This window comes from Microlunatus speluncae (assembly GCF_009299835.1).
Lineage (GTDB): Bacteria > Actinomycetota > Actinomycetes > Propionibacteriales > Propionibacteriaceae > Microlunatus > Microlunatus speluncae.
Window position 1 is genome coordinate 539,354 of record NZ_VKCZ01000014.1, and the last position, 24,522, is coordinate 563,875.

Consider the following 24,522-nt stretch of genomic DNA (forward strand, 5'->3'; position numbering starts at 1 on the left):
GCCGGTGCGGACTGATCCACTGCCGGGGCCGACCTATACGACGGAGCAGGCCCGGACTCATGTGGTGCTGACCCGGGCGATTCAAGATCAGATCGGCGACGGGGTGACGATCCCGTGCACGCAGGACCCGGGCACGTGGGACGCCGACGACACCGTGCAGGGCGACGAGCTCGAGATCAAGCGGGCGGCCCGGTTGTGCAAGACGGCGTGCCCGGTGTTCGGCCTGTGCGCGGCGTTCGTCGCGACCGATCCGCCGCTGCACGGGATCGTCGCCGGCCAGTACCGCCGGCACCCGCTCGACTACCGGAACCGCGACACCGGCCGCCAGCTGGGCCGGGACCGCAAGACCGAGTGGGCCGCCGAGGCCGGCACCGACAACGAAGGGCGGGCAGCCTAATGACCAAGATCGACTCCACACCCAAGATCAACACGGCCGGCCCGGAGGAGAACGCGCCGGACCAGCTGGTCCGTCTCGGGCTGTATGTGGTGATCGTCGGGGCGATCATCGGTTCGGGCAGCACGCTGGTGTTCCTCGCCGAGCAGGCCGGCTGGACGGGCTGGACTGCCTACCTGCTGCCGGTGCTGATCGACCTGCCCGGGTTTCTGGGCGGCCGGATCTGGCTGCGCCGCAAGCCGACCAATCCGCAGACCCGCGGCTATGCCCGCCGGCTCACCCTGGCCGCGCTCGGCGCGTCGCTGGCCGGCAACGTGACCGGCCACCTGATCCACGCCGGCCACCTGCCGGCCGGGCTGGCCCTGGTGATCGTCGCGGCGATGGTCGCCCCGATCGTGCTGGCCGCGGTGCTGCACCTCGATGCGCTGCTGACCCCGACCAGCCGCCGGCTCACCCGCCGGACCGACAAGGCCGCGCCGGCCCCGGCCGCCCTCGAGCCGACGACGCCAGCCCGGCCCGAGCTCGAGCCGTCGGCCCGGCCGGCGACCAGGCCGCCGGCGACCTCGCGGCCGGCGAGCTCGAGGCCGGCGGCGAAGCGGGCCGAGATGGCCACGCCGGCGGCGGGTCGGAAGGGCACGAAGAAGGCGCGAGCTCGCGTGTTGTGGGACGCGGCGCGGGCCGAGGGTCGGATGCCGACCGCGGCCGAGCTGGCCCGGGCGGTGGAGGCCGACGACTCCGGTGCCCGCGGCTGGGTCCGGGAGTGGAAAGACGCCGAGCCCGGCGACCGGGACCAGGACGCGCAGCGGGATGAGCAGGACCAGGACGCCGCGGGTGAAGCGGTGCGGATCGAGAGGGAGGCAGCGTGATGACCGAGACGACACAACGCGACCAGCACGACGACGACCAGGGCGACGCCGACGGCCGCTGGGGCCGGACGGGTGAGGTGATCCGGTTCCCGAAGCACACCGGGGCGGTGTGGCCGCTCCCGGGGGACGAGGAGGACCAGGACCCGACCATCCCGAACCATCCCGACGGCCAGACCGGCGACCCGGGAGAGGACCGGGAGACCGGGGCGGGAGACCGGGAGGAACTGGACGACGACTCCCGGGAGGACCGGGAGGCGGGTGCGTTGGTGCTGCGCCCGGACGGCGGGATGGTCCCGGTCGGGACTCCCGGGACCCTCGAGGACACCGACGACGGGGAGGGGGAGGATTCCCGCCCGGTGGTGTTGGTGGACCCGGACCCGCGCACCCTGGGCGGCACGAAGCTCCCGTGGGAGCTCGAGGAGTCCCGCAAGCCGATCATCCCGGACTGGCTGACCGATCGGCGCACCCGGGTGTCGGCGTTCAAGTGGGCCGCGAAGAAGGCCCGCTATGTGACCGGGTTCCACGCGGCCCGGGTCCCGGTCTATGCGGGCCGGTTGCTGGCCCGTTCCCCCCGGGGTGCGTTTCGGGTGTCGCGGGACTGGTTCAACTGGGTCCGGGATGCGGAGTCCCGGCCGCTGGTGACGGGTGCGATCCAGGCCAACGACCCGGAAATGCACATGAAGCTGACGGAGAAGTCGGTCGGCCGGCAACGGGTGCGCGGCACCCTGTCGGTGCTGGTCGCGATCACCGGGACGATCGCGTTCGGCACGGCGGTCGTGGTGCTCCCGCTCCCGGGACTGTTGCTGATCGCGGCGGTGCTGATCGGGCTGCTCGGCAAGGCCGGGACCAACGACGACAAGCCGGTGTTGTCCCGGGCGACCACGGCGCTGAAGATCCCGGAGCTCACCTCGAGCCAGCTGATCACCGCGCTCGGCTCCCTGGGCCTGGCCCGGCTGAATGCCGCGCTGAAGCCCGGCGGGCAGGGTGTGGGATTCCCGGACGAGATCGCCCGGCACGGCGAGGGGTACCGGGCCGTGATCGATCTCCCGTACGGGGTGACCGCCGCACACGTGATCGAGCGGAAGGAGGAACTCGCCTCCGGGCTGCGCCGCACCCGGGGGATGGTGTGGCCAGAAGGGGATTCGTCGGTGCACGAGGGCCGGCTGATCGTGTGGGTCGGCGATGAGGACTTCGCCAAGGCCAAGCAGCCGGCCTGGCCGCTGACCAAGGCGGGCGAGTTCGACATCTTCGCCGACATCCCGTTCGGCACCGACCAGCGCGGCCAGACGGTCGCGTTCTGCCTGATGTACACCTCGATGCTGCTCGGCGCGATCCCGCGGATGGGCAAGACGTTCGCGGTCCGGCTGCTGCTGCTGGCCGCCGCGCTCGATCCGACGGTGATCCTCTACGTCTACGACCTCAAAGGCCTCGGCGATCTGAAGGCGTTGGAGAAGGTGTCGCACCGCTACGGCTGTGGCCCGGCCGATGACGCGACCGTGGACCTGGTGATGGACGGGTTGCGGGAACTGTCGAAGGAGGTGGATCGGCGGGCGGAGGCGATGCGCCGGCTTCCGGCCGACGTGCTGCCGGAGAACCAGCTGACCAGCGCGGCGGCGAAGAACCTCAAGCTGAAGTTGCAGCCGATCGTGTGCGGGATCGATGAGTGCCACGGCCTGTTCACCTCCAAGCACGCGACCGAGGCCGAAGCGCTGTGCCAGAAGATCCTCAAGCTCGGACCGGCGATGGGCATCATGCTGCTGCTCGCCACCCAGCGGCCGGACAAGGAGTCCATCCCGACCTCGCTGTCCGCGCTGGTCGGGGTGCGGTGCGCGATGCGGGTCAAGGGACACCAGGAAAACGACATGATCCTGGGCACCTCAGCCCACCAAAACGGGCTCAAGGCAACCGCGTTCACCCGCAATGACAAGGGCATCGGCATCCTCGACGGGCACGCCGATGAGCACCAGGTGGTGCGCACCTACAAGGTCGAAGCCGCCGAGGCCGAAGCCATCACCGACCGCGCCCTGGCCGCCCGGCAGGCCGCCGGCACCCTGACCGGCCACGCCACCGGCGACACCCCGACCACCGGGCCGGCGTTCTCCCTGCTCGCCGACCTCGCCTCGATCTGGCCGGCCGGCGAAGACAAGGTCTGGTCCACCCGGCTCTGCGAGCTCCTGACCGGGCTCCGGCCCGACCACTACCGCGGCCTGGACCAGCACGGCCTCGCCGGCCAGCTGAAGCCGTACGGGATCGAGACCGATCAGGTCTGGTACAAGCCCGCCGGCGCCAAGGGAGCCAACCGCCGCGGCGTGCACCGCACCGACCTCGACAAGGCCCGCCGGGCCCTGAACCGCGAGCAGGCCGCCGGGCCGGACGGGGCCGCCGATTGAGCATCAGAAGGCCACCGCACCCCTGCTAGGTCTAGCAGGGCCGCTAGCGGCCCGTTCTAGCACCCCACTAGGGACGATGCCGCTCTAGCGGCCACCCCTGATCAGACCCCAATTCAGCCTGAAACCCCCCGAATGGAGACACCATGCCCACCACCCAACCGCTAGCCGCTAGCCAGCCCGGTCCGGCAACCGCCGACGAGCTCACGGTGGCGATCGCCGAGCACGCCGCCGAGGTTGCGACCCGGCACGTGCTCGCCGACATCGCCGCCGAACGCCGCCGCCAGGACGAGAAGTGGGGCGAGCAGAACCATCCCGACGGCACCGGCGGCGAACTGTGGACGCTCGAGCGTGACCAGCGCATCCGGATCACCGACCACCGGTTCGCCGAGGGCACCGGCACCTGGTCCGACGTGCTCGCCGAGGAGTTCGCCGAGGCCATGGCCGAAATCGACCCCGACCGGTTGCGCGCCGAGCTCGTCCAGGTCGCCGCCGTCGCCACCGGCTGGATCGAGGCCATTGATCGGCGGCCGTTGTGAACGCCCCATACGAGACCGAGCCGTACGAGACCGAGCCGGCGGCCGGCCCGGCCTGCGCTATCCGTCAGGACCTGCTCGGCGACGGCGAGAAACACCACGCCGTGGGAGCGCTGCGCGGCTGGATCGCCGACCTGACCGGCCGGGTTCCGACCACGCTGTGTGGGGCGTCGCTGCTCGCCGAGCCCGACGACCCCGCCCCGGACACAGTGCTGCCGATCTGCCTGGACTGTGTGGACGCGCTCCGCCCGATCGAACGCAACGAGGCCGTGGAACGGGTCAAGGCCGCGGTGAGCCGCCGGCTCGAGCGGTGGGGACTCGAGCCGCTCCGCCCGGCCGGTGACTGGCAGGACCTGTCCGACTACGCCGCGGCGTTCGCCCAGCTGTACCGGCTTGGCGAGCTCGCCCGAGACGGCCGCGACCTCGAGGTCGAACACGGCCTGGACCATCCCGCCGTGACCGCGTTCTGGCGGACCTATGGGCTCGAGCGGACCGCTGCCCGGCAGGCCGTCCGCAAGGCCGGCCGCCGGCTGTCAGGGTGGCAGGAACGGACCATCCGCGCCTGCTACCCGCCCATCCGATCCCGGGCGGAATCAACGATGAGCAACGAACCGACCATCACTCGACGGGCGGGCCAGTGACCGGCCGCGGGCGAGGCGGCCGGTGGCTACGCCTGGCCGCGGCTGTCGTCGTCGTGGTCGCGCTGATTTTCACGGCGAGCTGTCGCGGTGACGGTGTGGTGTCGAACGAGCCGGGCCGGGTGATGCGGAAACGGCACTTCTCCTGCCCGTGGGTCAAGATCCGCCACGACAACCTCGCGATCACCACCGGCTGCATCGACGAAGCCCGCTACAACGCGGTCCGTCGCGGCTCCAAATGGCCGCCGAAGATCCGGGGTGCGAAGTGAGCACCGCGGAACTGGTCCTGGCCGTGCTCGCGGTCGCGGTCGGCGGCGGGTTGCTCTACGCCCTGGCCTGCCGGATCTGGCCCTTCGCCGCCTGCCGCCGCTGCACCGGATCCGGGAAACGCCGCTCACCTGGCGGTAAGGCCTGGCGCGACTGTGGCCGCTGCAAGGGCACCGGCAAACGCCTCCGCGTTGGTTGGCGACTCGTCAACAACGCCAAGAAGAACCGGCACCACCTCTAACCGAAAGGACACCCGAATGATGAACACCATTGATCCCGACCGGGCCGCCGAACTGGCCCGCCGAGTTGTCGCGCTGCGGACGTGGGCGCGCGGCCTGTACACCTGCGAGGCCGGCGTTGAGCTCCTGATTCGTGCCTGGGGCGGCCGGCTGCTGACCGGGCCGTGGATCGTCACCGACCCGGCCGACGGCACGGTCTGGTTCGACACCCGCAAGGTGTCCGAGGCCGGCTACCTGTCCGGCGGCGAGCGCCGCATGCTCGAGCTCGCCGCCTCGATCACCGCCGATCGGCCGATCCACCTGGGCGACACCCTGTCCGGGCTCGAGCGGCACGCGACCGAGCTCGTCCTGGCCGCCGTTGCCCACGCCGCCGGAACCCACGAACACTCCGAAATGACCTTCGACGTCGACGGCCGACCGACCGGATTCGAGCGGCTGACCAGCCTCCACCCCTGGCCCCATTCCTAACCCAGCCGAGCAAGCACCCAAACCCCCGGAAGGAACCCGAAATGACCACCACGCTGCACCCCGATCACGCGACGATCCTGGCCGCCGTTCGGCAGGCCGCCGACCTGATCGACACCGCGCACTACGCGATGGTCGGCACCCCGATGCCCGGCCCGACCGTCGCCGCGATCGGTGCCGAGCTCGAGCACGCCGCGGTCGGCCTGGCCGCCCACTGCGACCAGCTGGTGCGGGCCCTCGCCCTCGCCGGCCACGGCGGCCCGGCGGTCGGCTGCAACCCGCTGGCGGTCGCCGAGCACCTCCGCGCTGCTGAGCGGAACGCCCGTTACGCCGCCGCCTGGATCGGCGAGGCCAACAAGTCCGCCCACCACGGCCAGCCGCCCGGCCTGGCCGCCTGACCCAACCAACCGAACGACCCAACCCCGAGAGGAAACCAACGATGAGTAACGAACCGACCATCACGATCACCGGCAACCTGACCGGCGATCCGGAACTGCGCTTCACCCCGAGCGGGCAGGCGTATGCCCGGTTCGTGATCGCCGCGACCCCGCGCCGCTACGACCGCACCACCAACGGCTGGACCGACGGCGAAACGATGTTCCTGCGAGCCACCGCCTGGCGCGACCTCGCCAATCACATCGCCGCCTCGCTCGGCAAGGGAGCTCGGGTGATCGCCTCCGGCCGGCTCCGGCAGAACAACTGGACCACCGACGACGGCGAAACCCGCTGGTCGATCGACCTCGAGGTAGACGACCTCGGACCGTCCCTGCACTGGGCCACCGCGACCGTCACCAAGGCCACCCGCGACCAGGCCGAACGGGCCGACCAGCGGCAGCCGGCAGCCGAGGGCACGCCGGCCGGCGGTGATCCGTGGACCGCGACGCCGGCCGGCGGCCGGGCCGAACCGGCTACCGCCGGAGCCGGAGCAGCGGGCACGCCGCCGTTCTGAGCCCTTTGGTGGGCGGCCTGGACGCTGCAACGTCCGGGCCGCCGGCCGGCCGACCTTCTCTCACTTTGCCCATGACCACGGAAGGGACATCGGATCATGAACGAGGCACCACACTACGCCCGCCGGCGGCCCGGGCCGGGTGAGCTCGAGGCCGGCCCGGCGCACCTGGTCGCCGCGCTCGAGGCCGTCGGCCGCGGCTGGTACGTGTTTCCGCTCCGGATCGGCCAGAAACGCCCACTGTGGAAGAACTGGCAGGCCGCCGCAACCTGCGACCCGGACAAGGCCCGGCATTGGTGGAGCCAACCAGGCAACGACCGCTACGGGGTCGGGATCTACTGCGGCCCGTCCGGGCTCCTAGTGATCGATTGCGACCAACCCAAGCCGGACGACCCACCGCCACCCGGCCCGGGCATCCGCGACGGCACCGACGCGCTCGCCGAGCTCGCCGATCAGGCCGGCGGCCGGCTCCCGCTCGACATCTACACGGTCGGCACCGCCGGCGGCGGGCTGCACCTGTACTACCGGACGCCGGCCGGCGGCGAGCTCGGCAACACGACCCGCGAGCTCGGCTGGTGCATCGACACCCGCGGCCGCGGCGGCCTGGTCGTCGCCGCCGGCACCCAATTCCGCACCGGCGCCTACCGGACCCTGCACGACGCCCCACCGGCCCCGCTACCGGACTGGATCGCCGCCCGGCTCACGAAACCCAAGCTGGCCCCGCCGATCCCGTACCCGGCCGACGTGACCGCCCCAAGCGCCTACGTGCAAGGCGCGGTCAACGCCGAGTGCGACCTGATCATCAACGCCGCACCCGGTGATCACAACGCCGCGCTCTACAAGGCCGCACTCACCCTCGGGTGTCTGGTTGGCGGCGACGAGCTCGACTACCACGCCGCCTACGCCGCTCTGTTCAACGCCGAGCGGCAGCTGGCCGACCGGTGCCCGCGCCGCGACCACACCGAACGGCAGGCGCACAAGACGATCACCAACGGACTGACCAACGGAACCCGCCGCCCGCGAAAGGTCGCCGCCTGATGACTGCCCGGCCCCACCCGACAGACGACGTGGTGCGCCCGCTCCATCCGTTCGCGGACGCGTGGACCGCCGACCAGCTGCTGCACACCGAGTTCCCGCCGCCGCGGTGGGCCGTGCCCGACATCATCCCTGAAGGGCTGTCGGTGCTGGCCGGGCCGCCCAAGGTCGGCAAGTCCTACCTGGTGCTGGCCATCTCCGTCGCGGTCGCCGCCGGCGGCCTGGCGCTCGGCTCGATCACCTGCGACCCGGGGCCGGTGCTGTACCTCGCGCTCGAGGACACCCCGCGCCGGCTGCAACGCCGGCTCCGCCAAGTGCTCGACGGCGAACCGCCGCCGGCGAACCTGCACCTGCCGACCGAGTGCCCGCCATTGCGGGCCGGCGGTGCCGAGCTGATCCGCGGCTGGCTCGACCACCACCCCGGTGCCCGGATGGTCGTGATCGACGTGTTCGCCAAGGTCCGCGGCCAGGTCCCCGGCGGCGGGGACAGCTACACCGAGGACTACGCCGCCACCACCATCCCCAAACGCATCGCCGACGACTACGGCGTCGCCGTGATCTTGGTCCACCACATCCGCAAGATGGCCGCGGACGACTTCATTGAAACCCTGTCCGGCACCAACGGCATCGCCGGCGCCGCCGACGCCATCCACGTCCTGAAACGCGCCCGCGGCGAGGCCGACGGCGTGCTCCACACGACCGGCCGCGACGTGGAAGAAACCGAACGCGCCCTCCGGCTCGACCGCCGCACCGGCACCTGGCAGCTGCTCGACGGACCCGCCATCGATCACACCCTGCACACCGCCCGCGCCCAGATCCTGCGCCACGTCCGCGAACACCCCGGCATCGGCCCCAAACAGATCGCCGACGCCACCGGCATCCCTTACGAACTGGCCCGCCGGACCTGCTCCCGGATGGCGGCCAGCAACCAGCTGATCCGCAGCGACACCGGCAGCTACACCGCCGTCCCCAACGAGTGGGACTGCACCGGGACAGGAACTGTCCCACCTGTCCCACTGTCCCAGTCGGCCCCCGATCCAGGCGTAAATCAGCCCGATCCGGGTGGGACACCGACCGGGACACCTGTCCCACCTGTCCCACTCGAGCAGCTACGACCGACCCCGGCGATGCCGGCCGACCCGAAGGAGACAAGCCGATGAACCAGCAACTGATGTATCGCGTGACCGAGGCGGCGCACGTGCTCCGGCTCAGCCGAAGCGCCATCTACGAACTGATCCGATCCGGCCAGATCCGGTCAGTGACGGTTGGGCGGTCCCGGCGGATCACGCACAACGCACTGACCGAGTACATCGAACGATTGGAAGAGGAGGCGGCAGCCTGATGAGCAAGCAGCGACCGCACGGCGACGGCGGCCTGTACTGGAGTGAGGAACGGCAACGATGGGTCGCCGAGGTGACGACCGGCTACGACGGGCGAGGCAAGCGGCGCTCGGTTCGGCGTTACCGACGCACTAAGACCGACGCCAAGGAAGCACTGCGCGAACTGCTCCGCGACCTGAAGAACGGGATCAAGATCAACCAGCCCAACTACACCGTTGAGCAGGCGGTGACGGACTGGCTAGCAACGGGGATCGCCGACCTCGACCCGAACACGCAGAACAAGATCAGGACGCTCTGCGCCCACCACGTCATTCCGGAACACCCGGACCCGGCCTGCCATTGGGTCGGCGCGATCAAGCTACGAGATCTCAGCGTGACTGATGTCGAGAAGTGGCTGAAGGGCCGGGCCGCCGTGCTGGCCCGGAGCGTGCTCGCCATGGTGCGGTCCTACCTGAGCCGAGCGGTCCGGCGGGCGATGGTGGAGGACCGCGTGCACCGAAACGTCGTGGAGCTCGCCGTCACTCCGACCGGGCAGGACGGCAGGCGATCCAAATCGCTGACACCACAGCAGATTGACGAGGTGCTGGACCACACCAAGGAGGACCGGATGTTTTGCTACATCGTGCTGTCACTCCTGACCGGGGCGAGGACCGAGGAACTGCGCAGCCTGCGGTGGGATCACGTCTATCTGACCCCGACGACCGTCGGTCAAGTGGAGGTGCCGCCCTACATGGCGGTGTGGCATTCGGTCCGGCGCAACGGCGACACCAAGACGCCGCGGTCCCGGCGGACACTTGCTCTGCCGAATCTCTGCATCGGCGCCCTCCGCGCCGAGCGAGCTACGCAAGCCGCGGAGCGGCTCAAGGCGGGGCCGGACTGGCAGGACACCGGCCTGGTGTTCACCACCCTGGTCGGCACCGCGATGGATGCCGCCAACACGCGCCGGAACTTCCGTCGTGCACTCGGCGGGGTGCCGAGCGTGGACCCATCGGAGTGGACGCCGCGGGAGCTCCGTCACTCGTTCGTTTCGATGCTGTCGGACATGGGTCTGGAGGTGGACAAGATCGCCATGCTGGTCGGCCACGCCGGCGGCAGTCGGGTGACCGAGGTTGTCTACCGCCATCAGCTCCGGCCCGTAGTGCAGACCGGCGCGTTGGCGTTCAATGACAGGTTCAAGATTGCCAAGGAATGATCGGCTATGTCGGACACTTTGTCGGACAGTTCGCCCCGGGCCAGTCTTGGTCCGGGGCGATTTGCCGTTTCACTAGGGTGGGCGATACTGGGATCGAACCAGTGACCCCTTCCGTGTCAGGGAAGTGCGCTACCGCTGCGCCAATCGCCCGAGGTGGAGACGGGATTCGAACCCGTGTACACGGATTTGCAGTCCGTTGCCTCGCCTCTCGGCCACTCCACCGAGGAGCGTTGCGAACCCCACCGAGACGGCGAGACCCGCTCCGAGCGGACGACGGGATTCGAACCCGCGACCCTCACCTTGGCAAGGTGATGCTCTACCCCTGAGCCACGTCCGCGCGCCGCTCCCGAAGGGGCGGTGCGTTCAGGAACTTTAGCCTAGCCGCCCGTGCGAGTCCAACTGGGTTCCACCGTTGTGGTTTCCGGCGCACTATCGTGGCGACATGACCTCGACCACGGCTGTGAATCAACCCCCTGCGCCGGCCACGAGCGACCTGCGGATCTGGGTGAACGGGACGCTGTTCACCGACCCCGAATCGGCCACCATCGGGGCCGCCGATCACGGCCTGGTCGTCGGTGACGGCGTGTTCGAGACGCTCAAGGTGCTGCCGGCCGGCCCCTTCACCGTCGGCCGGCACCTGGACCGGTTGACCCGGTCGGCACGGCTGCTCGGCCTGCCCGATCCTGATCATGAACAGCTGCGCGAGGGCATCGACGCGGTGTTGCGTGATCGCGGGTACGAGCACGGCAAGATCAGGATCACCTACACCGGAGGCCGTGGCCCGCTTGGGTCTCAGCCGGCCTTCGGGCCGCCAACCGTGGTGGTTGCTGCCGACGCCAGCCCGCCGATGGAGTCGTCGACGGCGATCGTCACGGCGCCGTGGACCCGCAACGAGCGGGGCGCGCTGGCCGGGGTGAAGTCGATCTCGTACGCGGAGAACGTGCGGGCGCTGGCCTACGCGGCCGAGCGCGGCGCGACCGAGGCGATCTTGATCAACAACGCCGGCCAGGTGTGCGAGGGCACCGGCTCGAACATCTTCTTCATCTTCGGCGACGAGATCATCACGCCGACCCTGGAGTCGGGTCCGTTGGCCGGCATCACCCGGGCCCTGGTGCTCGAGTGGTGCGGCGGCCGCGAGGCCGATCTGACCGAGGACGAGGCCCGACGGGCCGATGAGGTGTTCATCACATCGTCGCTGCGAGACGTGCAGCACGTGCACCGGTGGGGTGATCAGGAATTCGCGACCGGCGTCAAGACCGCCGCGGCGGCCAAGATCTTCGCCGACCGCTCGACGGCCGCACTGGAGGCCTAAGGTTTGACGCTGGAGGTCGGTTCGTCGTCCAGCTCCGGACCGGTGCCGGCGGCCTCGGGGGGTGGCGCCTTGGACTTCCAGGTGCCGAGGATCGAGCCGATGATCACCATCGGGAAGCCGATCGCCAGCCCGATCGTCAGCGGCTCCTGCAGCACGACCGCGCCGAGGATGATCGCGACCGCCGGATTGATGTAGGTGATGAACGTCATCCGGCTCGGCCCGACCTCGGCGATCAGCGCGAACATCACCAGGAACGCGCCGGCGGTGCACACCACAGCCAGCACCACGACGGAACTGATCGCCTGCGCCGACACCATCCGATCGGGCCAGACCAGGGGAGTGAACGGCGCGTACACCACGGCGGAGATCATCAGCGACGCGGTGATCACCCCGAGCGGCGGGAGGTCGGACAGCTTCCGGCTGATGATGATCGGCCCGACCGCGTACCCGATCGTCACCAGCGCCAGCGCACCCACCGACACCAGGTCGTCGACGTGCACGTCGAGGCCGACCAACAACGCTGCGCCGGCGAACCCGAGCAGCAGACCGGTGATCCGGCGAGCATCGAATCGATCATGGCCGAGCCGGCCGAGAATGATCGCGGCGATCAAGGGCACGACGGCGATGAACAGGCCGGTGGTCGAGCTGTTCAGCCGGGTCTCGGCATGGCCGAGCATGAACCACGGGACGATGATCTCGATCCCCGTATAGAGCAGGATCCAGCGCCAGTGCCGAAGCAACGGCCGTAGCGCCCCCTGCCGCAGCGCGAACGGCAGCAGCAGCAGCGCCCCGAGGAACGTCCGGCCGAACGCGAGCAGCAGCGGATCGATCTCGACCACCGCGACCCGGATGAACAGGTACGGGATCCCCCAGAACAGGCTCAGCGCGGCGAACAACAGCCAGCCGCGGCGCGTCATCGCTCCATCACGGGCCGACGCTAACACCGGCCGCCGACCTTCCGACCGAGATTTAGACCGCCTCGCGGCCCGGAATCCGTGTCGAAGGCACCCCTCCGGATGCGCTATCCTGAACACCGCGTTGAGGCGGCTCGGGTCATCCGGGACGTTGCGACGGGCGATTGGCGCAGTGGTAGCGCACTTCGTTCACACCGAAGGGGTCACTGGTTCGAACCCAGTATCGCCCACCGAAGAGACCGGTCCTGATCAACAGATCTCGACCGGTTCTTTCGTTCTCGCGGCTGGTCGACGGCTTCAGAGCAGGACGACCAGTAGTGCCGCGATGATGACGATGAGGACGACCATCAACGCAACGATCCGTGGGTTGAACAACCTCGAAGTCGACTCGCCATCCGCCGGGTTCCGTCGCGGGGGAGACATCGCGGCCGCCATCAGGCAGAACAGGATCAGTCCGGCGACCGGGATCACATAGCGGTGCGGCGGGATGGATCGCGGGTCCAGTCCGGTGATCAGGAAGATCACGGTGACCAGGAGCGCCAGGCCAGCCAGGCTGAGTCCGGTGTACTTCAGCCATCGGAGGAGGAGCTTCCCGGACACGTACACCTCCCCGCTCGGCCGTCGCGGCGACGGTGATCCCAAGATCAGTGTCGCCCGGTCCGGAGTTCAGCGGGCGACATTCGCATGATGCGAACCCGTCAGTGCTTGCGGGCCCAGACGAAGCAACCGCGCTTGGTGAGAGTCAACGGCGCGGTGACGCTGTCGGCGGCTTCCGGTGGCAGGAAATGATGCCGTACGTACCGCTGCACCGCGGCGGCGTTGGGTAGCAGGAGGTACGGCCCGTCCCAGGCCTCGACCTCAACTGCTTGATCACCGAAGACCGAGGCGGCGATCGCCGGCGCGTTCTCGGCGTCGAAGGTGGTCGCCGGATAGCCCTGTGGCGCCAGCTCGGGATCGTTGATGCGGGCGGAGGTGGAGGCGAGGAAAAGACCGCCGGGGCGGAGCACCCGATGGGCTTCGGTGATCACCTCGGCGGGGTGGTCGAAGTGGTAGAGCATCCAGTGACAGACCACCGCGCCGAACACCGCGTCGCCGAACGGCAGCCGCCGCGCGTCGGCGCGGACGAGCCGACCCGCCGTGGCCTGCGCCAATTGGGCCGGCGAGCTGTCCAACCCGATCCACCGTGATCGCGGAGGCAACGACTCGGCAAGAACACCGTTGCCGCAGCCGACATCGAGCACCGGCGACAGGTCCTCGGCGACGATCCGCCGCATCCCGGTCGCGTCCCAATCGGGAGACGCCACCTCCCAGGTCCGATCCCACGCCGGCCGTCGGTCGGCCGGATCGAGGTCGTAGTCGACTGGAGTGCTGGACATGGCGCCAGAGTCACACGCGAGATTCGGTACGACAACAGGTTTGTGGCGGAGCCCCGGGTGTCGGTGGGCATCTGGAGAATAGTCTGTATGTTCGAACTATTCGAGGGTGGTGCTGTCGGCCTGTGCTGTCGGCCTGGAGGCCCGCGGGATCCTCGATGCCGCCCAGATGGACGGCATAGTCACCTCCATCCTTCGGGAGACCTCGACCCCTACCCGGCCACCGACGCGCCGACCGGACTACACCCTCAACTGCGACTGCGAAGAGCCCAAATTTCCCCGGTGCGAGGGTCGGCCCGCGTGCTACGTTCGGGCATGACTAGGCCCGGTGAGATCCTCGGCAGCGTGGTCGCCGCCAGCGAGCGCGAGCAGCTCGAGACGTTCCTGGATTACCTGCGCGACGCCGTCGTGCGCAAGGCCCGCGGGGTGTCGGAGGAGGACGCCCGGCGCAGCCCGGTGCCGAGCGGCACCAACCTCGGCGGCCTGATCAAACACCTGCGGTGGGTGGAACTGGGCGGGTTTGCCGAGCAGATCGGGCAGATCCCCGCCGCGGAGCTGCCCACGCCGCCGTGGACCGACGCAGACCCGGAGGCCGACCTGCGGCTGGAGCCGAACGAGAAGATCGACGACGTCATCGGCGCCTACCAGGCGGAGTGCGACCGCTCCCGCGAGATCGCCGCCCAGCACAGCCTCGACTACGCACCGCCGGGCAGGGAGCTGACGTTGCGGTGGGTGTACCTGCACGTGATCCTGGAGACCGGCCGGCACGCGGGCCACGCGGACATCCTGCGCGAGATGATCGACGGCAGCGTCGGCGACTGACGGCTCGCGCTGATTCCGTTCCCTGAGCCCAAGCGCAAGGGGGATTCGGGCTTGCCCTTCGACAGGCTGGCGCGGGGTGAGGTCGGGAGGCCCTACGCTGACCCGGTGTCCGATCACCCGACGCTGCTGCTGATCTGTGGCCTGCCCGGCGCCGGTAAGACCACGTTGGCCCGTGAGCTCGCGGCCCGGCGCGGCGCGGTGCGGCTGAGCCCGGACGAGTGGCTGTCCGACCTCGAGTTGTCGCTGTTCGACGAACCGCTCCGCGACCGGCTGGAGAAGCGCTTGATCGGACTGACGGAGGAGTTGCTCCGACACGGACAGAGCGTGATCTTGGAGTTCGGGTTCTGGTCCCGGACCGAGCGGGAGACGCTGCGGGACCGGGCCCACACCCTCGGGGCCCGGGCCGAGCTCTGGGTCCTCGAGTTGCCCCAGGACGAGCTGTGGGAGCGGATCGAGCGGCGCAACAACTCACCGGAATGGCACGCTGAGCCGATCACCCGGGAGCACCTGAAGCTCTGGTGGACTCTGTTCGAACGACCCACCGACCAGGAGCGACGCCTGTTCGACGAGGCTGATGGGATCATGACGCTGTGACGGTGCCGGCCCACGATGACGCTGCGGGGCGTGCCGATGCTGCGCCGCGGCGGGGCGCTCGCCTGATCCTGGTCCGGGCGATGAATCGCCGCGGGATCCGGATGCTGCATCTGGCCGACCTCCTCGTGGTCTACCTGATGCTCTTCATCATCACCGTGGCCATGAGCATCGTCCGGCCCAACTTCAAGGGCCTGCTCTACTTCGACGAGTACGCCTGGAAGTACGCCCTGGTCGCGGTGATCAATCTCGCCGTGTTCTCCTTCGGCGGCCTGTACGACCGGGAGCGGCGGCTGATCGTGCGACCGGCACTGCCGCGGATGGTCACCCTGGTCTGGGTCGCGTCGTTGATCGTCGGCCTGATCAGCTGGCTGCTCGGCGACTCCCTGATCCCACGCAGCATCCTCCTTGGGTACGCGATCGTCGGTCCGATCGGGCTGTGGGCGACCCGGCGGATCTCCCGCACCCTGCGGGAACGGGTGGAAGGGCCGCCCCGGGTGTTGCTGGTCGGCGCCGACGACGCGACCGAACTCGCCGCCCGGCATCTGGCCGAGGCATCGACGGTGGAGGTGGCCGGCCGGGTCACCGGCGTCGCCGCCCTGGAGCAACAGGTGATCGAGTCCGATGCGACCGATGTGCTGCTGCTGGACAGCGAGGCGCTGCGGGAGCTCTACGCCGACTCGCTGTCCCGGTTGGAAGATCACGGCGTGGAAGTGCTGCAACTGGTGCGGCCGCACGACTCACTGCTCGGGCTGCGGACCGTGGGGGAGATCGGCGGGATGCCGGTCGTCACCCTGTCAGCTCACGTGCTCACCCGGTCGCAACAGCGGGTCAAACGGCTGATGGATCTCGCCGTGCTTCTCGTCACCGCGCCGATCACCATCCTGTTGACGATCATGACCACGATTCTGGTCGCCGTCCGGGCGGGCCGGCCGCTGCTGTTCGTCCAGGCCCGGGTCGGGCTCGGAGCCTCGTCGTTCCGGATGCTGAAGTTCCGGACCATGCGCCGCGACGCCGAGTCCGGCACCGGCCCGGTCCAGGCCGCGACGGATGATCCGCGGGTGATCAAGGGGCTGGGCTGGCTGCGCCGGACCCGACTGGACGAGCTGCCGCAGTTGATCAATGTGCTGCTCGGCCAGATGACGATCGTCGGGCCGCGGCCGGAACGACCGGAGGAGATGGCCGACTACGAGCGGCTGATCCCCGGCTATCGGCGCCGGCACCAGATCGCACCCGGGATCACCGGGCTGGCCCAGGTGTACGGCCGCTACCACACCCATCCCGAGTTCAAGCTCGGCCACGACCTGCAATACCTGGCGAACTGGTCGCCGTTGGCCGACCTGCAGATCATGCTGCGCACCGCGTGGGTGATCTTCACCCTCCGGCTCTGACCGCCGAAACGATCAAGGTCGAGCCAGCAGCTCGCGCAATTCCCGCCGCGGGTCGTGGGCGACGGCGAGCCAGCGCCCGGCCAGCAGGGTGGGTCGGTGCGGCATCCGGAACTCGGGCCAGCCCGGACCGGCGCCGGCCGGCACCCCGGTCGCCGCGAACGACGTCCAGGCGCTCGCCAGGGCGTCGGCCAGGCAGCCCGGTGGATCGAGTCCAAGATCATCGGCCGATTCCGCAAGATCAAGCTGCCGGAAGACGAACGGCAGCTCCAGCGCGTGGGTGGCGCCCTGCCGCGGCTCGCCCGACCGCTCCCAGGTGAACAGATAGGCGTACGTCGCCGCCCGGGCCGCACCGGCGCGGGCCTCGAGCAGCCGGTTCGACGGCTGCCGATAGGTCCGGTCGGTCAGGTAGGCGCCGAGCAGCTCGGCCGCCGAGCCGTCCGGAACGATCCTGCGAAAGGCGGCCCGATACTGCTCGGCCAGGTCATCGCGGCCGGGGAAGTCCTCGGCGATCAGGCTCTCCAGCGTCTCCGGCAACGCGGCCACCTCGCGGTCGGTCAGCGCCAGCGGCGCCCCGAGACCGGCGGACTCGTGCACGTTGGTGCCGACGATCAGTTCGACGTCTGCGTTGGTCCCGGCCGCGACCGACCGGTACGGCAGCTCCGGCAACCATCGCCCGTCGATCGTCGGCTGGAACGCGAACACGGTGGCGATCCGGCCTCGGCTGCGGCGCTCGATCAGGGCCGACTGGGCCTCGATGATCGACTCCACCGGCAGCTCCAGCAGCCGCTCCGCCCGATCCTCCGGAATTCCCAACAACGACAGGAGTTCAGCGGTCCGCTCGACCCCGAACTCCGGCGGCTGGGCCCGTTCGGCGGTGCCGCTCTGCACGATCGCGCGCCGGAACAGCCCTTCAGTAGCCGGCATTCCGAGCAGCGTGGCCGTGGCGGCCGCACCGGCCGACTGGCCGAACAGCGTGATCCGGTCGGCATCACCGCCGAGTGCAGCGGCGTGATCACGAACCCAGCGCAGGGCGGTGATCAGGTCCAGCAGAGCCAGGTTGGCCGAGTCCCCGAAGCCGGAGCCGAGAAGATGATCAAGGGACAGGAAGCCGAGCGCGCCGAGCCGATAGCCGACGGAGATCACGATCACCCCGTGCCGGGCAGCGAGCCGATCGCCGGCCGTCACCGGCGCGGCGGTGGATCCGGAGTAGAAGCCGCCGCCGTGGATCCAGAGCATGATCGGCCGGCCCTCGGCGCCCTCGGGTCGCCAGACGTTCAGCGCCAGACAATCCGACTCGCTGCCGGCGACGACGTCGTCGACCAGCTGCGGCGCCGCCGGCGCGTACTCGATCGTGTCGCGGATGCCGGCCCACGGCGGCACGGCCGTGGCCGGCCGAAACCGTTCGGCGCGAGCGTAGGGGACACCCAGGAACTCCTGCACCGGTCCGTCCGGAGACACTCGCCGGACCCCGCGCACGATCCCGCCGCTGGTGGCGATCAGCGGTCGTTCCCCGTCGACGCTCATGTCCCCATCATCGCGGCCGGGGCCGCGGTCCGCCGGCGAGCCCGTCGGCCGGATGGGCGAGGATGAGCCCCATGGGTGAGATCTTCGCGGGCCGCTACGAGTTCGTGGACCTGCTCGACGAAGGCGGGATGGGCACCATCTGGCGGGTGTGGGACGAACGGCAGAGCTGCTACCGCGCGGCCAAGATGCTCAAGCAGTCCGACGGTGCGTCGCTGATCCGGTTCGTCCGGGAGACCTCGTGGCGGATCGATCATGATCATGTCGTAGCCCCGATCGGCTGGTCCGGCGAGGACGATCGGGTTCTGTTCACGATGCCCCTGGTCGGCGGCGGCACCGTGGCCTCGCTGATCAAGGATTTCGGTCCGTTGCCGGATCGCTGGACGATCACGCTGCTCGATCAGCTCCTGGCAGCGCTGATCGCCGTCCACGACGTCGGCCTCGTCCATCGCGACATCAAGCCGAGCAATCTGTTGCTGGAGGCGACCGGCCGCGACAAGCCGCACCTGCGGTTGACCGACTTCGGGATCGCGGCCCCGATCGACGATCCCCGGCTGACCCGGGTCGGGGACGTGATCGGCACCCCGGCCTACCTCGCCCCGGAGGCCCGACTCGGCGCCGATCCCGACCCGCGGCAGGATCTCTATGCGGCCGGGCTGGTCGCCGTGGAGATGATCACCGGAACCCGACCGGAGCGCGGCTGCGCGATGATCACGCCGGCGGTGACCGACGGACCCCTCGGCCCGGTCCTGGCGAGACTGCTGGCCGAGGATCCGGCCGACCGGTTCGCTTCCGCCGAGGCGGCACGGGCGGAGGTAGCGACGATTCGGCTGCCGCAGGTGGCCGTCACCGACGACGACGTCGAGGTGCTGGGACACCTGCCGCCGCTGCCACTCGGCTGGGGACCCGACGGACCGGCCACCCGGACCCACCGCCGACCGTCCAGCACCTCGGCCGCCCCGGCCCAGCCGGTCGGATCCCCCGTCGGATCACCGGTCGAGCCGCCCACCGGTCAGCCCGGTCGCCAGCCGGCCGAATGGTCGGACCCTCCGCCCACCGAGGCGGTCGAGGCCGGGTCGGGGAGCCGTACGCCAGTCGCCGACCGGTCGGGGTTCGACCCGGCCACCGGCGCGGCTCAGGTCCCCGCCACCGGCCGGCTCCGGCGGCGTCGCACCCGGCTATCGACGGTCGCGTTCTGTCTGATCGCCGGCGGCCTGGTCTGCGTCGTAGCCGCGATCGCCATCCTCCTCCAATAACGTCGCCCCGAGCCCGCCTGCCTGCCCGCTCGACGCGACCTTTGCCGGTCGGCGCGATCGTTGTGGCGCTCGCGCGGGCCGACAAGAGTCGCGCCGGGCACGACGCGGGCACCCTGGACGCGTGGTCGTCCTAGCCGGATCGGCGGTGCACCAGGAAGGCGATCACTCCGGCGATCACGGCCACGACGCCGATCCCGCCGAGAGAGAGGCCGATCACCGCGGCGGTGCCGACGGCCGGGCCGGCCTGCTCGCGATCCGCCGACCCTCCGGCGCCACCGGGATCGGTGTCGCCGCCCGGATTGCTGGCCGGCGGTTCGCCGGATCCGGCCGACGCGTCGTCGGACGGCTCGTTCGGCGTCGGCTCGGCCGGATCGGGTGCCGGGCTGCTCGGCGGAGCCGATTCGCCCTGCCGGTAGACCGGCGCACCGGAGACGGATCCACCGACCGCAACCGCGAGGTTGAACGGCACTTGATACTGCTTGCCGTCGTCGACCTGCAAGGACACCGCGATCAGGTAGGTGCCGCTCTGCGAGGTGCCCTGCTTGGAGTCGGTGTAGGACTCGCGGTGCCGGTACGTGACCGGCGCGGTGATCGCATCGATCCGGGTGCCGCTCGAGCTGAGCACGGCACCGTCCCGCGACTTGACCACGTCGTTGGACCGGGCCCGGCTCGGGGAATAGGTCTTCAGATTCAACCGGACCGACTTGCCTCGGACCTCCTGGCTGAGCCGCTTCGACAGCACCGGCGTGCGGGCCGACGCGGACAGTTGCTGACCCCAGTCGAGGTCCACGGCGAAGATCTGCACCTCGCCGGGCACCAGGGTGCCGGAGTAGCTGCCGCCGGGCTCGACCTCGGTGGCCTGGGCAAAGGACTGCCCGCCGGTGATCTTCTCCGGGTCGGCGAAGTCGATCTTGGGCGGCTCGGTCGTGTCCTGCGACTTCGGCAGGTCGTCGACCGAGACGACCGGCGGCTCCTCGATCACCCTGATCTCGACCGGGACGGTGTCATCGCCGGCGAACTGGCCGCCCCGATTGTCCAGTCCCCGAGTGATCACGATGATGAAGTCGTCGTTCTCGCTGCAGCTCTTGTCCCAGTCTCTCGTCCCGGGAGCGGCCAGCGAAGCGGCGATGATCGGCCCGCTCGAGCCGACCTGGGAGTCACTCGTCGACGCGCACTGGACGCCGTCGGGGCTGAAGATCCGGAGCCGCAGCGAGTCGCGGTCGGCCGAGGTCCTGATCGACGCCGAGACGTGAATGGTCGATCCCGGGATCGTGCGACGCAGCGTGTAGAACAGCTCGCTGCGCGCTTTGTCCAGGCCGCCGAGCTGGTCCAGCCAGTCACCGGCGGCGATGGCCGGCGCCTCGGCCTCGGACTCGGCCCCGGTGATCGGCTTCCCGGTCGGCTTGTACGGGCGCAGCGCCCGGGTCGCCAGCTTGTCCAGCGCGTGGGTCAGATCCTCGGCGTCGTCGGCATCGTAGTAGGAACCGTTTCCCTTGTCCGCAACGCATTTGAGCATGTCCCGGGCCTTACCCCTGACGTGCAGGCCGACCACCTCGATCTTGAGCTGGACGCCGGCCTTGGCCAGCTCGGCCGCGACCGCGCAGGGATCGGGCTGACAGGTGGGCTCGCCGTCGGAGACCAGGATGACGGTCCGCTGGCCCTCGCCGCCGAGGTCCTTGCCCGCCTCCCGCAGCGCGTGGCCGATCGGCGTCTCGCCGTACGGCTTGTAGGCCGCGACCGCCTGCTTCAGTTGCGGCCGGTTCCCGGTGCCGATGTCGACCACCTTCTGGGAGTCGGTGCAGGCACCCTTGTCGTTGCGGCTGAACACCTTGGCCCCGTACACGCGGAGCCCGACCAGTTGCTGCTCGGGCAGCCCGTCGATCACGGTGTTGAGCGCACTCTTGGCCGCTTTGATCTTGGTCTCGCCCCCGGGCAGTTTCTCCTTCATCGACCCCGACGAATCCATCACCAGCATCATCCGACCGTTCGCGGTCTCGGCCCCGGCCTCGGGGGCCGACCCGACGATCGCCAGCAGGGTGAGGACGGCGAAGGTGGCGAATCCGGCGACGACCCGGCGAACCGGGCTCGGTGACTGCATCTGACCTCCATCGATTGGTGTTTGCGAAAGCAAACATGCCATGTGTTCTGCGGCGAGCGCAAATTGCAACCGATTGCGGAACCCCGAAATACCCTGCAGATTGGCAACGCAGCAGCAGTATCGGCAGGGTCCGGAGAAGCTGATCAGGTCCAGTGGTTCACTACTGTGAAGGCCGTGGAACGACTCAGGGCATCCGGGTCCGGCCGAGGGGACTAATCTGTTCCAACGGTTCGGCATGCCCTGCCGGCCGGCATCGAATCCGCGCGGAATCACGCTGCGCACCAGAGAGGAAACACCGTGTCACCCACGTCGACCGCGAGCACCGGCAGCCTCGAGTCCCGGGTGGTCGACGAGACGACTACCGGGTTGGATCTGTACGGGGAGGATCGGACGGTCGTCGCGGTCCGGGTCGACGGCGAGACCCGGGACCTGCACCGGGAGATCCCGGCCGGCGCCACGGTCGAGCCGGTCACCATCGACTCCGCCGAGGGCCTGGCGATCCTGCGGCACTCGGCCGCCCACGTCGCCGCCCAGGCGGTGCAGGCGCTGAAGCCCGACGCCAAGCTCGGCATCGGCCCGCCGATCACCGACGGCTTCTACTACGACTTCGACCTGGCCGAACCGTTCACGCCGGACGATCTGAAGGTGATCGAGAAGCAGATGACCAAGATCATCAAGGAGCGGCAGCGGTTCCGTCGCCGGGTGGTCAGCGACGACGAGGCCCGGGCCGAGCTGGCCGCGGAGCCGTACAAGCTGGAACTGATCAGCGACAAGGGTTCGGCGACCGCCGATGACGGAGCCAGTGTCGAGGTCGGCGCCGGGGACCTGACCATCTACGACAATCTTCGGCGCGACGATTCCGTGGCCTGGAAGGATCTCTGCCGCGGGCCGCACCTGCCGCACACCGGCTACATCCCGGCCGTTTCGCTGATGCGCACCTCGGCCGCCTACTGGCGCGGCGATCAGGCCAACCAGCAACTGCAGCGGTTGTACGGCACCGCCTGGCCGAGCCGGGACGATCTGAAGGCCTACCTGACCCGGCTGGAGGAGGCGGCCAAGCGTGATCACCGCAAGCTCGGCCGCGAGCTCGACCTGTTTTCCTTCCCGGACGAGATCGGCTCCGGCCTTGCCGTCTTCCATCCCAAGGGCGGCATCCTGCGCACGGTGATGGAGGACTACTCGCGCAAGCGGCACATCGAGGCCGGCTACGACTTCGTCAACACGCCGCACGTGACCAAGGCCGAGCTGTTCGAGATCTCCGGCCACCTCGGCTTCTACGCCGACGGCATGTTCCCGCCGATGCACCTGGACGAGGAACGCCACCCCGACGGCACGGTCAAGCGGCAGGGTCAGGACTACTACCTGAAGCCGATGAACTGCCCGATGCACTGCCTGATCTTCCGGTCCCGCGGCCGCTCCTATCGGGAGCTGCCGCTGCGGATGTTCGAGTTCGGCAGCGTCTACCGCTATGAGATGTCCGGCGTCGTGCACGGCCTGACCCGGGTCCGCGGGATGACCCAGGACGACGCGCACATCTACTGCACCGAGGACCAGGCGCAGGCCGAGTTGATCTCGCTGCTCAAGTTCGTTCTCGACCTGCTCGCCGATTACGGACTGGACGACTACTACCTGGAGCTGTCGACCCGGGACCCGGAGAAGTCGATCGGCAGCGACGAGGAGTGGGAACGGGCCACGGATATGCTGCGGAAGGCGGCCGAGGCATCCGGGCTCGATCTGGTGCTCGATCCGGGCGGCGCCGCGTTCTACGCGCCCAAGATCTCGGTCCAGACCCGGGATGCGATCGGCCGCACCTGGCAGATGTCGACGATCCAGGTCGACCTGATGCTGCCGGACCGGTTCGAGCTGGAGATCACCGCGCCGGACGGCAGCCGGCAGCGGCCGATGATGATCCACCGCGCGCTGTTCGGAACCGTCGAGCGGTTCATCGGCGTGCTGACCGAGCACTACGCCGGGGCCTTCCCGCCCTGGCTGTCCCCGGTCCAGGTGATCGGCATCCCGGTCGCGGACGAATACAACGCTTATCTGGAAGGGATCGCGGCCAGACTGCGCGAGCGGGGCGTACGGATCGAGGTGGACACTTCCGACGACCGGATGCAGAAGAAGATCCGCAACGCCAGCAAGGAGAAGGTGCCGTACGTGCTGATCGCCGGCGGCGAGGACGCCGGCGCCGGCGCCGTCTCGTTCCGCTACCGCGACGGCACCCAGAAGAACGGCGTCCCGATCGACGACGCGATCACCGAGATCGTCACCGCCATCGCCGACCGCCGCCAGGTCTAACCCCGAGTTGTCAGAACGAGAGCACGCTATAGCGTGCCCTAGTTCTGACAGGTCGGAGAAAGTGAGGAGGGGAGTGGAGGACGCTGCCGGGTTGCCGGGAGTGCCGGACGGGTTCGAACGGCTCTGGACCCCGCATCGGATGGTCTACATCAACGGCGAGAACAAGCCGACCTCCGATGCCGCACCGGCCTGCCCGTTCTGTCAGATCCCGGATCGCAGCGACGCAGACGGCCTGATCGTGCATCGCGGCGAGCACGCGTTCGCCGTGCTCAACCTCTATCCCTACTCGCCGGGCCACCTGCTGATCTGCCCGTACCGGCACGTCGCGGACTACACCGACCTGACCCCCGAGGAGTTGCTGGAGGTCGCCCGGCTGACCCAGGACGCGATGCGGGCGCTGCGGGCCGCGAGCAACCCGCACGGCTTCAATCTGGGGATCAACCAGGGCGCGGTCGCCGGCGCCGGGATCGCCGCCCATCTGCACCAGCACGTCGTGCCGCGATGGTCCGGCGACTCCAACTTTCTGCCGGTGATCGGCCAGACCCGGGCGCTGCCGCAACTGCTGGGCGACACCCGGGAGCTGGTCAGCGACGCCTGGGCGAAGCTCGAGCTGGTCGAACCGACCCCGAGTCCGGACTGAT

The 24,522-nt window shown here is 69.7% G+C and carries 26 protein-coding genes and 4 tRNA genes; 22 read left to right on the top strand and 8 right to left on the bottom strand.

The genetic code is table 11. The features are described from left to right. Positions 1-4: 4 nt before the first annotated feature. From FNH24_RS19245 to FNH24_RS19305, 14 genes are all read left to right on the top strand, one after another. Positions 5-397 carry a hypothetical protein gene (locus FNH24_RS19245; protein WP_152363817.1) on the top strand — a complete coding sequence of 131 codons (393 nt, stop codon included), beginning with the start codon at positions 5-7 and terminating at the stop codon, positions 395-397. After that, positions 397-1,260, top strand: coding sequence for an SLC5/6 family protein (locus FNH24_RS19250; protein ID WP_152363818.1), 864 nt, complete (start codon positions 397-399; stop codon positions 1,258-1,260). The genes FNH24_RS19245 and FNH24_RS19250 overlap by 1 nt, the downstream gene beginning before the upstream one ends. After that, the gene (locus FNH24_RS19255; RefSeq protein ID WP_152363819.1) at positions 1,260-3,650 is read left to right on the top strand and encodes an FtsK/SpoIIIE domain-containing protein; all 2,391 of its coding nucleotides are present in this window, start codon (positions 1,260-1,262) and stop codon (positions 3,648-3,650) included. The genes FNH24_RS19250 and FNH24_RS19255 overlap by 1 nt, the downstream gene beginning before the upstream one ends. Before the next feature lie 143 nt (positions 3,651-3,793). Then, positions 3,794-4,186: a hypothetical protein gene (locus FNH24_RS19260; protein ID WP_217428307.1), complete on the top strand. Its 393-nt coding sequence runs from the start codon at positions 3,794-3,796 to the stop codon at positions 4,184-4,186. Continuing rightward, the gene (locus FNH24_RS19265; protein WP_152363820.1) at positions 4,183-4,824 is read left to right on the top strand and encodes a hypothetical protein; all 642 of its coding nucleotides are present in this window, start codon (positions 4,183-4,185) and stop codon (positions 4,822-4,824) included. Before FNH24_RS19260 ends, FNH24_RS19265 begins: the two co-directional genes overlap by 4 nt. Before the next feature lie 98 nt (positions 4,825-4,922). Next, positions 4,923-5,090, top strand: a complete 168-nt coding sequence (locus tag FNH24_RS31535; protein ID WP_161606212.1) for a hypothetical protein — start codon at positions 4,923-4,925, stop codon at positions 5,088-5,090. Beyond that, the gene (locus FNH24_RS19270) at positions 5,087-5,329 is read left to right on the top strand and encodes a hypothetical protein (RefSeq protein ID WP_152363821.1); all 243 of its coding nucleotides are present in this window, start codon (positions 5,087-5,089) and stop codon (positions 5,327-5,329) included. The genes FNH24_RS31535 and FNH24_RS19270 overlap by 4 nt, the downstream gene beginning before the upstream one ends. Positions 5,330-5,345: 16 nt before the next feature. After that, on the top strand, positions 5,346-5,795 hold the full coding sequence (locus tag FNH24_RS19275; protein ID WP_217428308.1) for a P-loop NTPase family protein: 450 nt from the start codon (positions 5,346-5,348) through the stop codon (positions 5,793-5,795). 41 nt (positions 5,796-5,836) lie between these two features. Beyond that, positions 5,837-6,190, top strand: a complete 354-nt coding sequence (locus tag FNH24_RS19280) for a hypothetical protein (RefSeq protein ID WP_152363822.1) — start codon at positions 5,837-5,839, stop codon at positions 6,188-6,190. Positions 6,191-6,231: 41 nt separating this feature from the next. Next, positions 6,232-6,741, top strand: coding sequence for a single-stranded DNA-binding protein (gene ssb / locus FNH24_RS19285; protein WP_152363823.1), 510 nt, complete (start codon positions 6,232-6,234; stop codon positions 6,739-6,741). 96 nt (positions 6,742-6,837) lie between these two features. Beyond that, positions 6,838-7,776: a bifunctional DNA primase/polymerase gene (locus FNH24_RS19290; protein ID WP_152363824.1), complete on the top strand. Its 939-nt coding sequence runs from the start codon at positions 6,838-6,840 to the stop codon at positions 7,774-7,776. Beyond that, positions 7,776-8,933 (top strand): AAA family ATPase, encoded by a 1,158-nt coding sequence (locus FNH24_RS19295; protein ID WP_152363825.1) that lies wholly within the window; start codon positions 7,776-7,778, stop codon positions 8,931-8,933. The genes FNH24_RS19290 and FNH24_RS19295 overlap by 1 nt, the downstream gene beginning before the upstream one ends. Beyond that, complete coding sequence (locus FNH24_RS19300; RefSeq protein ID WP_152363826.1) at positions 8,930-9,115, top strand: helix-turn-helix domain-containing protein; 186 nt, start codon at positions 8,930-8,932, stop codon at positions 9,113-9,115. The genes FNH24_RS19295 and FNH24_RS19300 overlap by 4 nt, the downstream gene beginning before the upstream one ends. Next, on the top strand, positions 9,115-10,305 hold the full coding sequence (locus tag FNH24_RS19305; protein WP_152363827.1) for a site-specific integrase: 1,191 nt from the start codon (positions 9,115-9,117) through the stop codon (positions 10,303-10,305). The genes FNH24_RS19300 and FNH24_RS19305 overlap by 1 nt, the downstream gene beginning before the upstream one ends. 78 nt (positions 10,306-10,383) lie before the next feature. Here FNH24_RS19305 and FNH24_RS19310 read toward each other — a convergent pair. The 3 genes from FNH24_RS19310 to FNH24_RS19320 form a co-directional block, all read right to left on the bottom strand. After that, positions 10,384-10,455 (bottom strand) — tRNA-Val (locus tag FNH24_RS19310). A gap of 1 nt (position 10,456) precedes the next feature. Continuing rightward, positions 10,457-10,527 (bottom strand) — tRNA-Cys (locus tag FNH24_RS19315). A 43-nt stretch (positions 10,528-10,570) separates the two neighbouring features. Next, a tRNA-Gly gene (locus tag FNH24_RS19320) sits at positions 10,571-10,642 on the bottom strand. A gap of 105 nt (positions 10,643-10,747) precedes the next feature. Here FNH24_RS19320 and FNH24_RS19325 point away from each other — a divergent pair. After that, positions 10,748-11,617, top strand: a complete 870-nt coding sequence (locus FNH24_RS19325) for an aminotransferase class IV (protein ID WP_246186968.1) — start codon at positions 10,748-10,750, stop codon at positions 11,615-11,617. Here the strand turns inward: FNH24_RS19325 and FNH24_RS19330 are convergent. Beyond that, entirely contained in the window at positions 11,614-12,534 is a 921-nt protein-coding gene (locus FNH24_RS19330; RefSeq protein ID WP_152363828.1) for a DMT family transporter, read from the bottom strand. The genes FNH24_RS19325 and FNH24_RS19330 overlap by 4 nt on opposite strands. Positions 12,535-12,689: 155 nt before the next feature. Here FNH24_RS19330 and FNH24_RS19335 point away from each other — a divergent pair. Next, a tRNA-Val gene (locus tag FNH24_RS19335) sits at positions 12,690-12,761 on the top strand. 67 nt (positions 12,762-12,828) lie between these two features. On the opposite strand, the gene FNH24_RS19340 is transcribed toward FNH24_RS19335, so the two are convergent. Together FNH24_RS19340 and FNH24_RS19345 are read right to left on the bottom strand one after the other, a co-directional pair. After that, positions 12,829-13,131, bottom strand: coding sequence for a hypothetical protein (locus FNH24_RS19340; protein ID WP_152363829.1), 303 nt, complete (start codon positions 13,129-13,131; stop codon positions 12,829-12,831). Between the two features lie 98 nt (positions 13,132-13,229). Then, complete coding sequence (locus tag FNH24_RS19345) at positions 13,230-13,907, bottom strand: class I SAM-dependent methyltransferase (RefSeq protein ID WP_152363830.1); 678 nt, start codon at positions 13,905-13,907, stop codon at positions 13,230-13,232. Between the two features lie 312 nt (positions 13,908-14,219). Here FNH24_RS19345 and FNH24_RS19350 point away from each other — a divergent pair, with 312 nt between their 5' ends. From FNH24_RS19350 to FNH24_RS19360, 3 genes are all read left to right on the top strand, one after another. Then, a complete protein-coding gene (locus FNH24_RS19350; RefSeq protein ID WP_152363831.1) occupies positions 14,220-14,726 on the top strand; it encodes a DinB family protein in 507 nt (168 codons plus the stop codon). Positions 14,727-14,831: 105 nt separating this feature from the next. Further along, entirely contained in the window at positions 14,832-15,320 is a 489-nt protein-coding gene (locus FNH24_RS19355; protein ID WP_152363832.1) for a P-loop nucleotide/nucleoside kinase family protein, read from the top strand. Between the two features lie 2 nt (positions 15,321-15,322). Beyond that, complete coding sequence (locus FNH24_RS19360; protein ID WP_152363833.1) at positions 15,323-16,708, top strand: exopolysaccharide biosynthesis polyprenyl glycosylphosphotransferase; 1,386 nt, start codon at positions 15,323-15,325, stop codon at positions 16,706-16,708. A 12-nt stretch (positions 16,709-16,720) separates the two neighbouring features. On the opposite strand, the gene FNH24_RS19365 is transcribed toward FNH24_RS19360, so the two are convergent. After that, a complete protein-coding gene (locus FNH24_RS19365) occupies positions 16,721-18,232 on the bottom strand; it encodes a carboxylesterase/lipase family protein (RefSeq protein ID WP_152363834.1) in 1,512 nt (503 codons plus the stop codon). 71 nt (positions 18,233-18,303) lie between these two features. Here FNH24_RS19365 and FNH24_RS19370 point away from each other — a divergent pair, with 71 nt between their 5' ends. Further along, positions 18,304-19,485: a serine/threonine-protein kinase gene (locus FNH24_RS19370; protein WP_161606213.1), complete on the top strand. Its 1,182-nt coding sequence runs from the start codon at positions 18,304-18,306 to the stop codon at positions 19,483-19,485. 130 nt (positions 19,486-19,615) lie between these two features. On the opposite strand, the gene FNH24_RS19375 is transcribed toward FNH24_RS19370, so the two are convergent. Beyond that, positions 19,616-21,583: a vWA domain-containing protein gene (locus FNH24_RS19375; RefSeq protein WP_161606214.1), complete on the bottom strand. Its 1,968-nt coding sequence runs from the start codon at positions 21,581-21,583 to the stop codon at positions 19,616-19,618. 297 nt (positions 21,584-21,880) lie between these two features. Between FNH24_RS19375 and thrS the strand changes: the two genes are divergently transcribed. Both thrS and FNH24_RS19385 read left to right on the top strand, forming a co-directional pair. Continuing rightward, a complete protein-coding gene (thrS, locus tag FNH24_RS19380) occupies positions 21,881-23,881 on the top strand; it encodes a threonine--tRNA ligase (RefSeq protein ID WP_152363837.1) in 2,001 nt (666 codons plus the stop codon). 73 nt (positions 23,882-23,954) lie between these two features. After that, the gene (locus tag FNH24_RS19385) at positions 23,955-24,521 is read left to right on the top strand and encodes an HIT family protein (RefSeq protein WP_246186969.1); all 567 of its coding nucleotides are present in this window, start codon (positions 23,955-23,957) and stop codon (positions 24,519-24,521) included. The last annotated feature ends 1 nt before the right edge of the window (position 24,522 follow it).

Bases quoted from the DNA above. Each gene is read 5' to 3' on its own strand.
- FNH24_RS19250 (WP_152363818.1), top strand. From the start codon at position 397: ATGACCAAGATCGACTCCACACCCAAGATCAACACGGCCGGCCCGGAG.
- FNH24_RS19255 (WP_152363819.1), top strand. From the start codon at position 1,260: ATGACCGAGACGACACAACGCGACCAGCACGACGACGACCAGGGCGAC.
- FNH24_RS19260 (WP_217428307.1), top strand. From the start codon at position 3,794: ATGCCCACCACCCAACCGCTAGCCGCTAGCCAGCCCGGTCCGGCAACC.
- FNH24_RS19275 (WP_217428308.1), top strand. From the start codon at position 5,346: ATGATGAACACCATTGATCCCGACCGGGCCGCCGAACTGGCCCGCCGA.
- FNH24_RS19280 (WP_152363822.1), top strand. From the start codon at position 5,837: ATGACCACCACGCTGCACCCCGATCACGCGACGATCCTGGCCGCCGTT.
- ssb (WP_152363823.1), top strand. From the start codon at position 6,232: ATGAGTAACGAACCGACCATCACGATCACCGGCAACCTGACCGGCGAT.
- FNH24_RS19290 (WP_152363824.1), top strand. From the start codon at position 6,838: ATGAACGAGGCACCACACTACGCCCGCCGGCGGCCCGGGCCGGGTGAG.
- FNH24_RS19295 (WP_152363825.1), top strand. From the start codon at position 7,776: ATGACTGCCCGGCCCCACCCGACAGACGACGTGGTGCGCCCGCTCCAT.
- FNH24_RS19300 (WP_152363826.1), top strand. From the start codon at position 8,930: ATGAACCAGCAACTGATGTATCGCGTGACCGAGGCGGCGCACGTGCTC.
- FNH24_RS19305 (WP_152363827.1), top strand. From the start codon at position 9,115: ATGAGCAAGCAGCGACCGCACGGCGACGGCGGCCTGTACTGGAGTGAG.
- FNH24_RS19325 (WP_246186968.1), top strand. From the start codon at position 10,748: ATGACCTCGACCACGGCTGTGAATCAACCCCCTGCGCCGGCCACGAGC.
- FNH24_RS19330 (WP_152363828.1), bottom strand. From the start codon at position 12,534: ATGACGCGCCGCGGCTGGCTGTTGTTCGCCGCGCTGAGCCTGTTCTGG.
- FNH24_RS19345 (WP_152363830.1), bottom strand. From the start codon at position 13,907: ATGTCCAGCACTCCAGTCGACTACGACCTCGATCCGGCCGACCGACGG.
- FNH24_RS19350 (WP_152363831.1), top strand. From the start codon at position 14,220: ATGACTAGGCCCGGTGAGATCCTCGGCAGCGTGGTCGCCGCCAGCGAG.
- FNH24_RS19365 (WP_152363834.1), bottom strand. From the start codon at position 18,232: ATGAGCGTCGACGGGGAACGACCGCTGATCGCCACCAGCGGCGGGATC.
- FNH24_RS19370 (WP_161606213.1), top strand. From the start codon at position 18,304: ATGGGTGAGATCTTCGCGGGCCGCTACGAGTTCGTGGACCTGCTCGAC.
- FNH24_RS19375 (WP_161606214.1), bottom strand. From the start codon at position 21,583: ATGCAGTCACCGAGCCCGGTTCGCCGGGTCGTCGCCGGATTCGCCACC.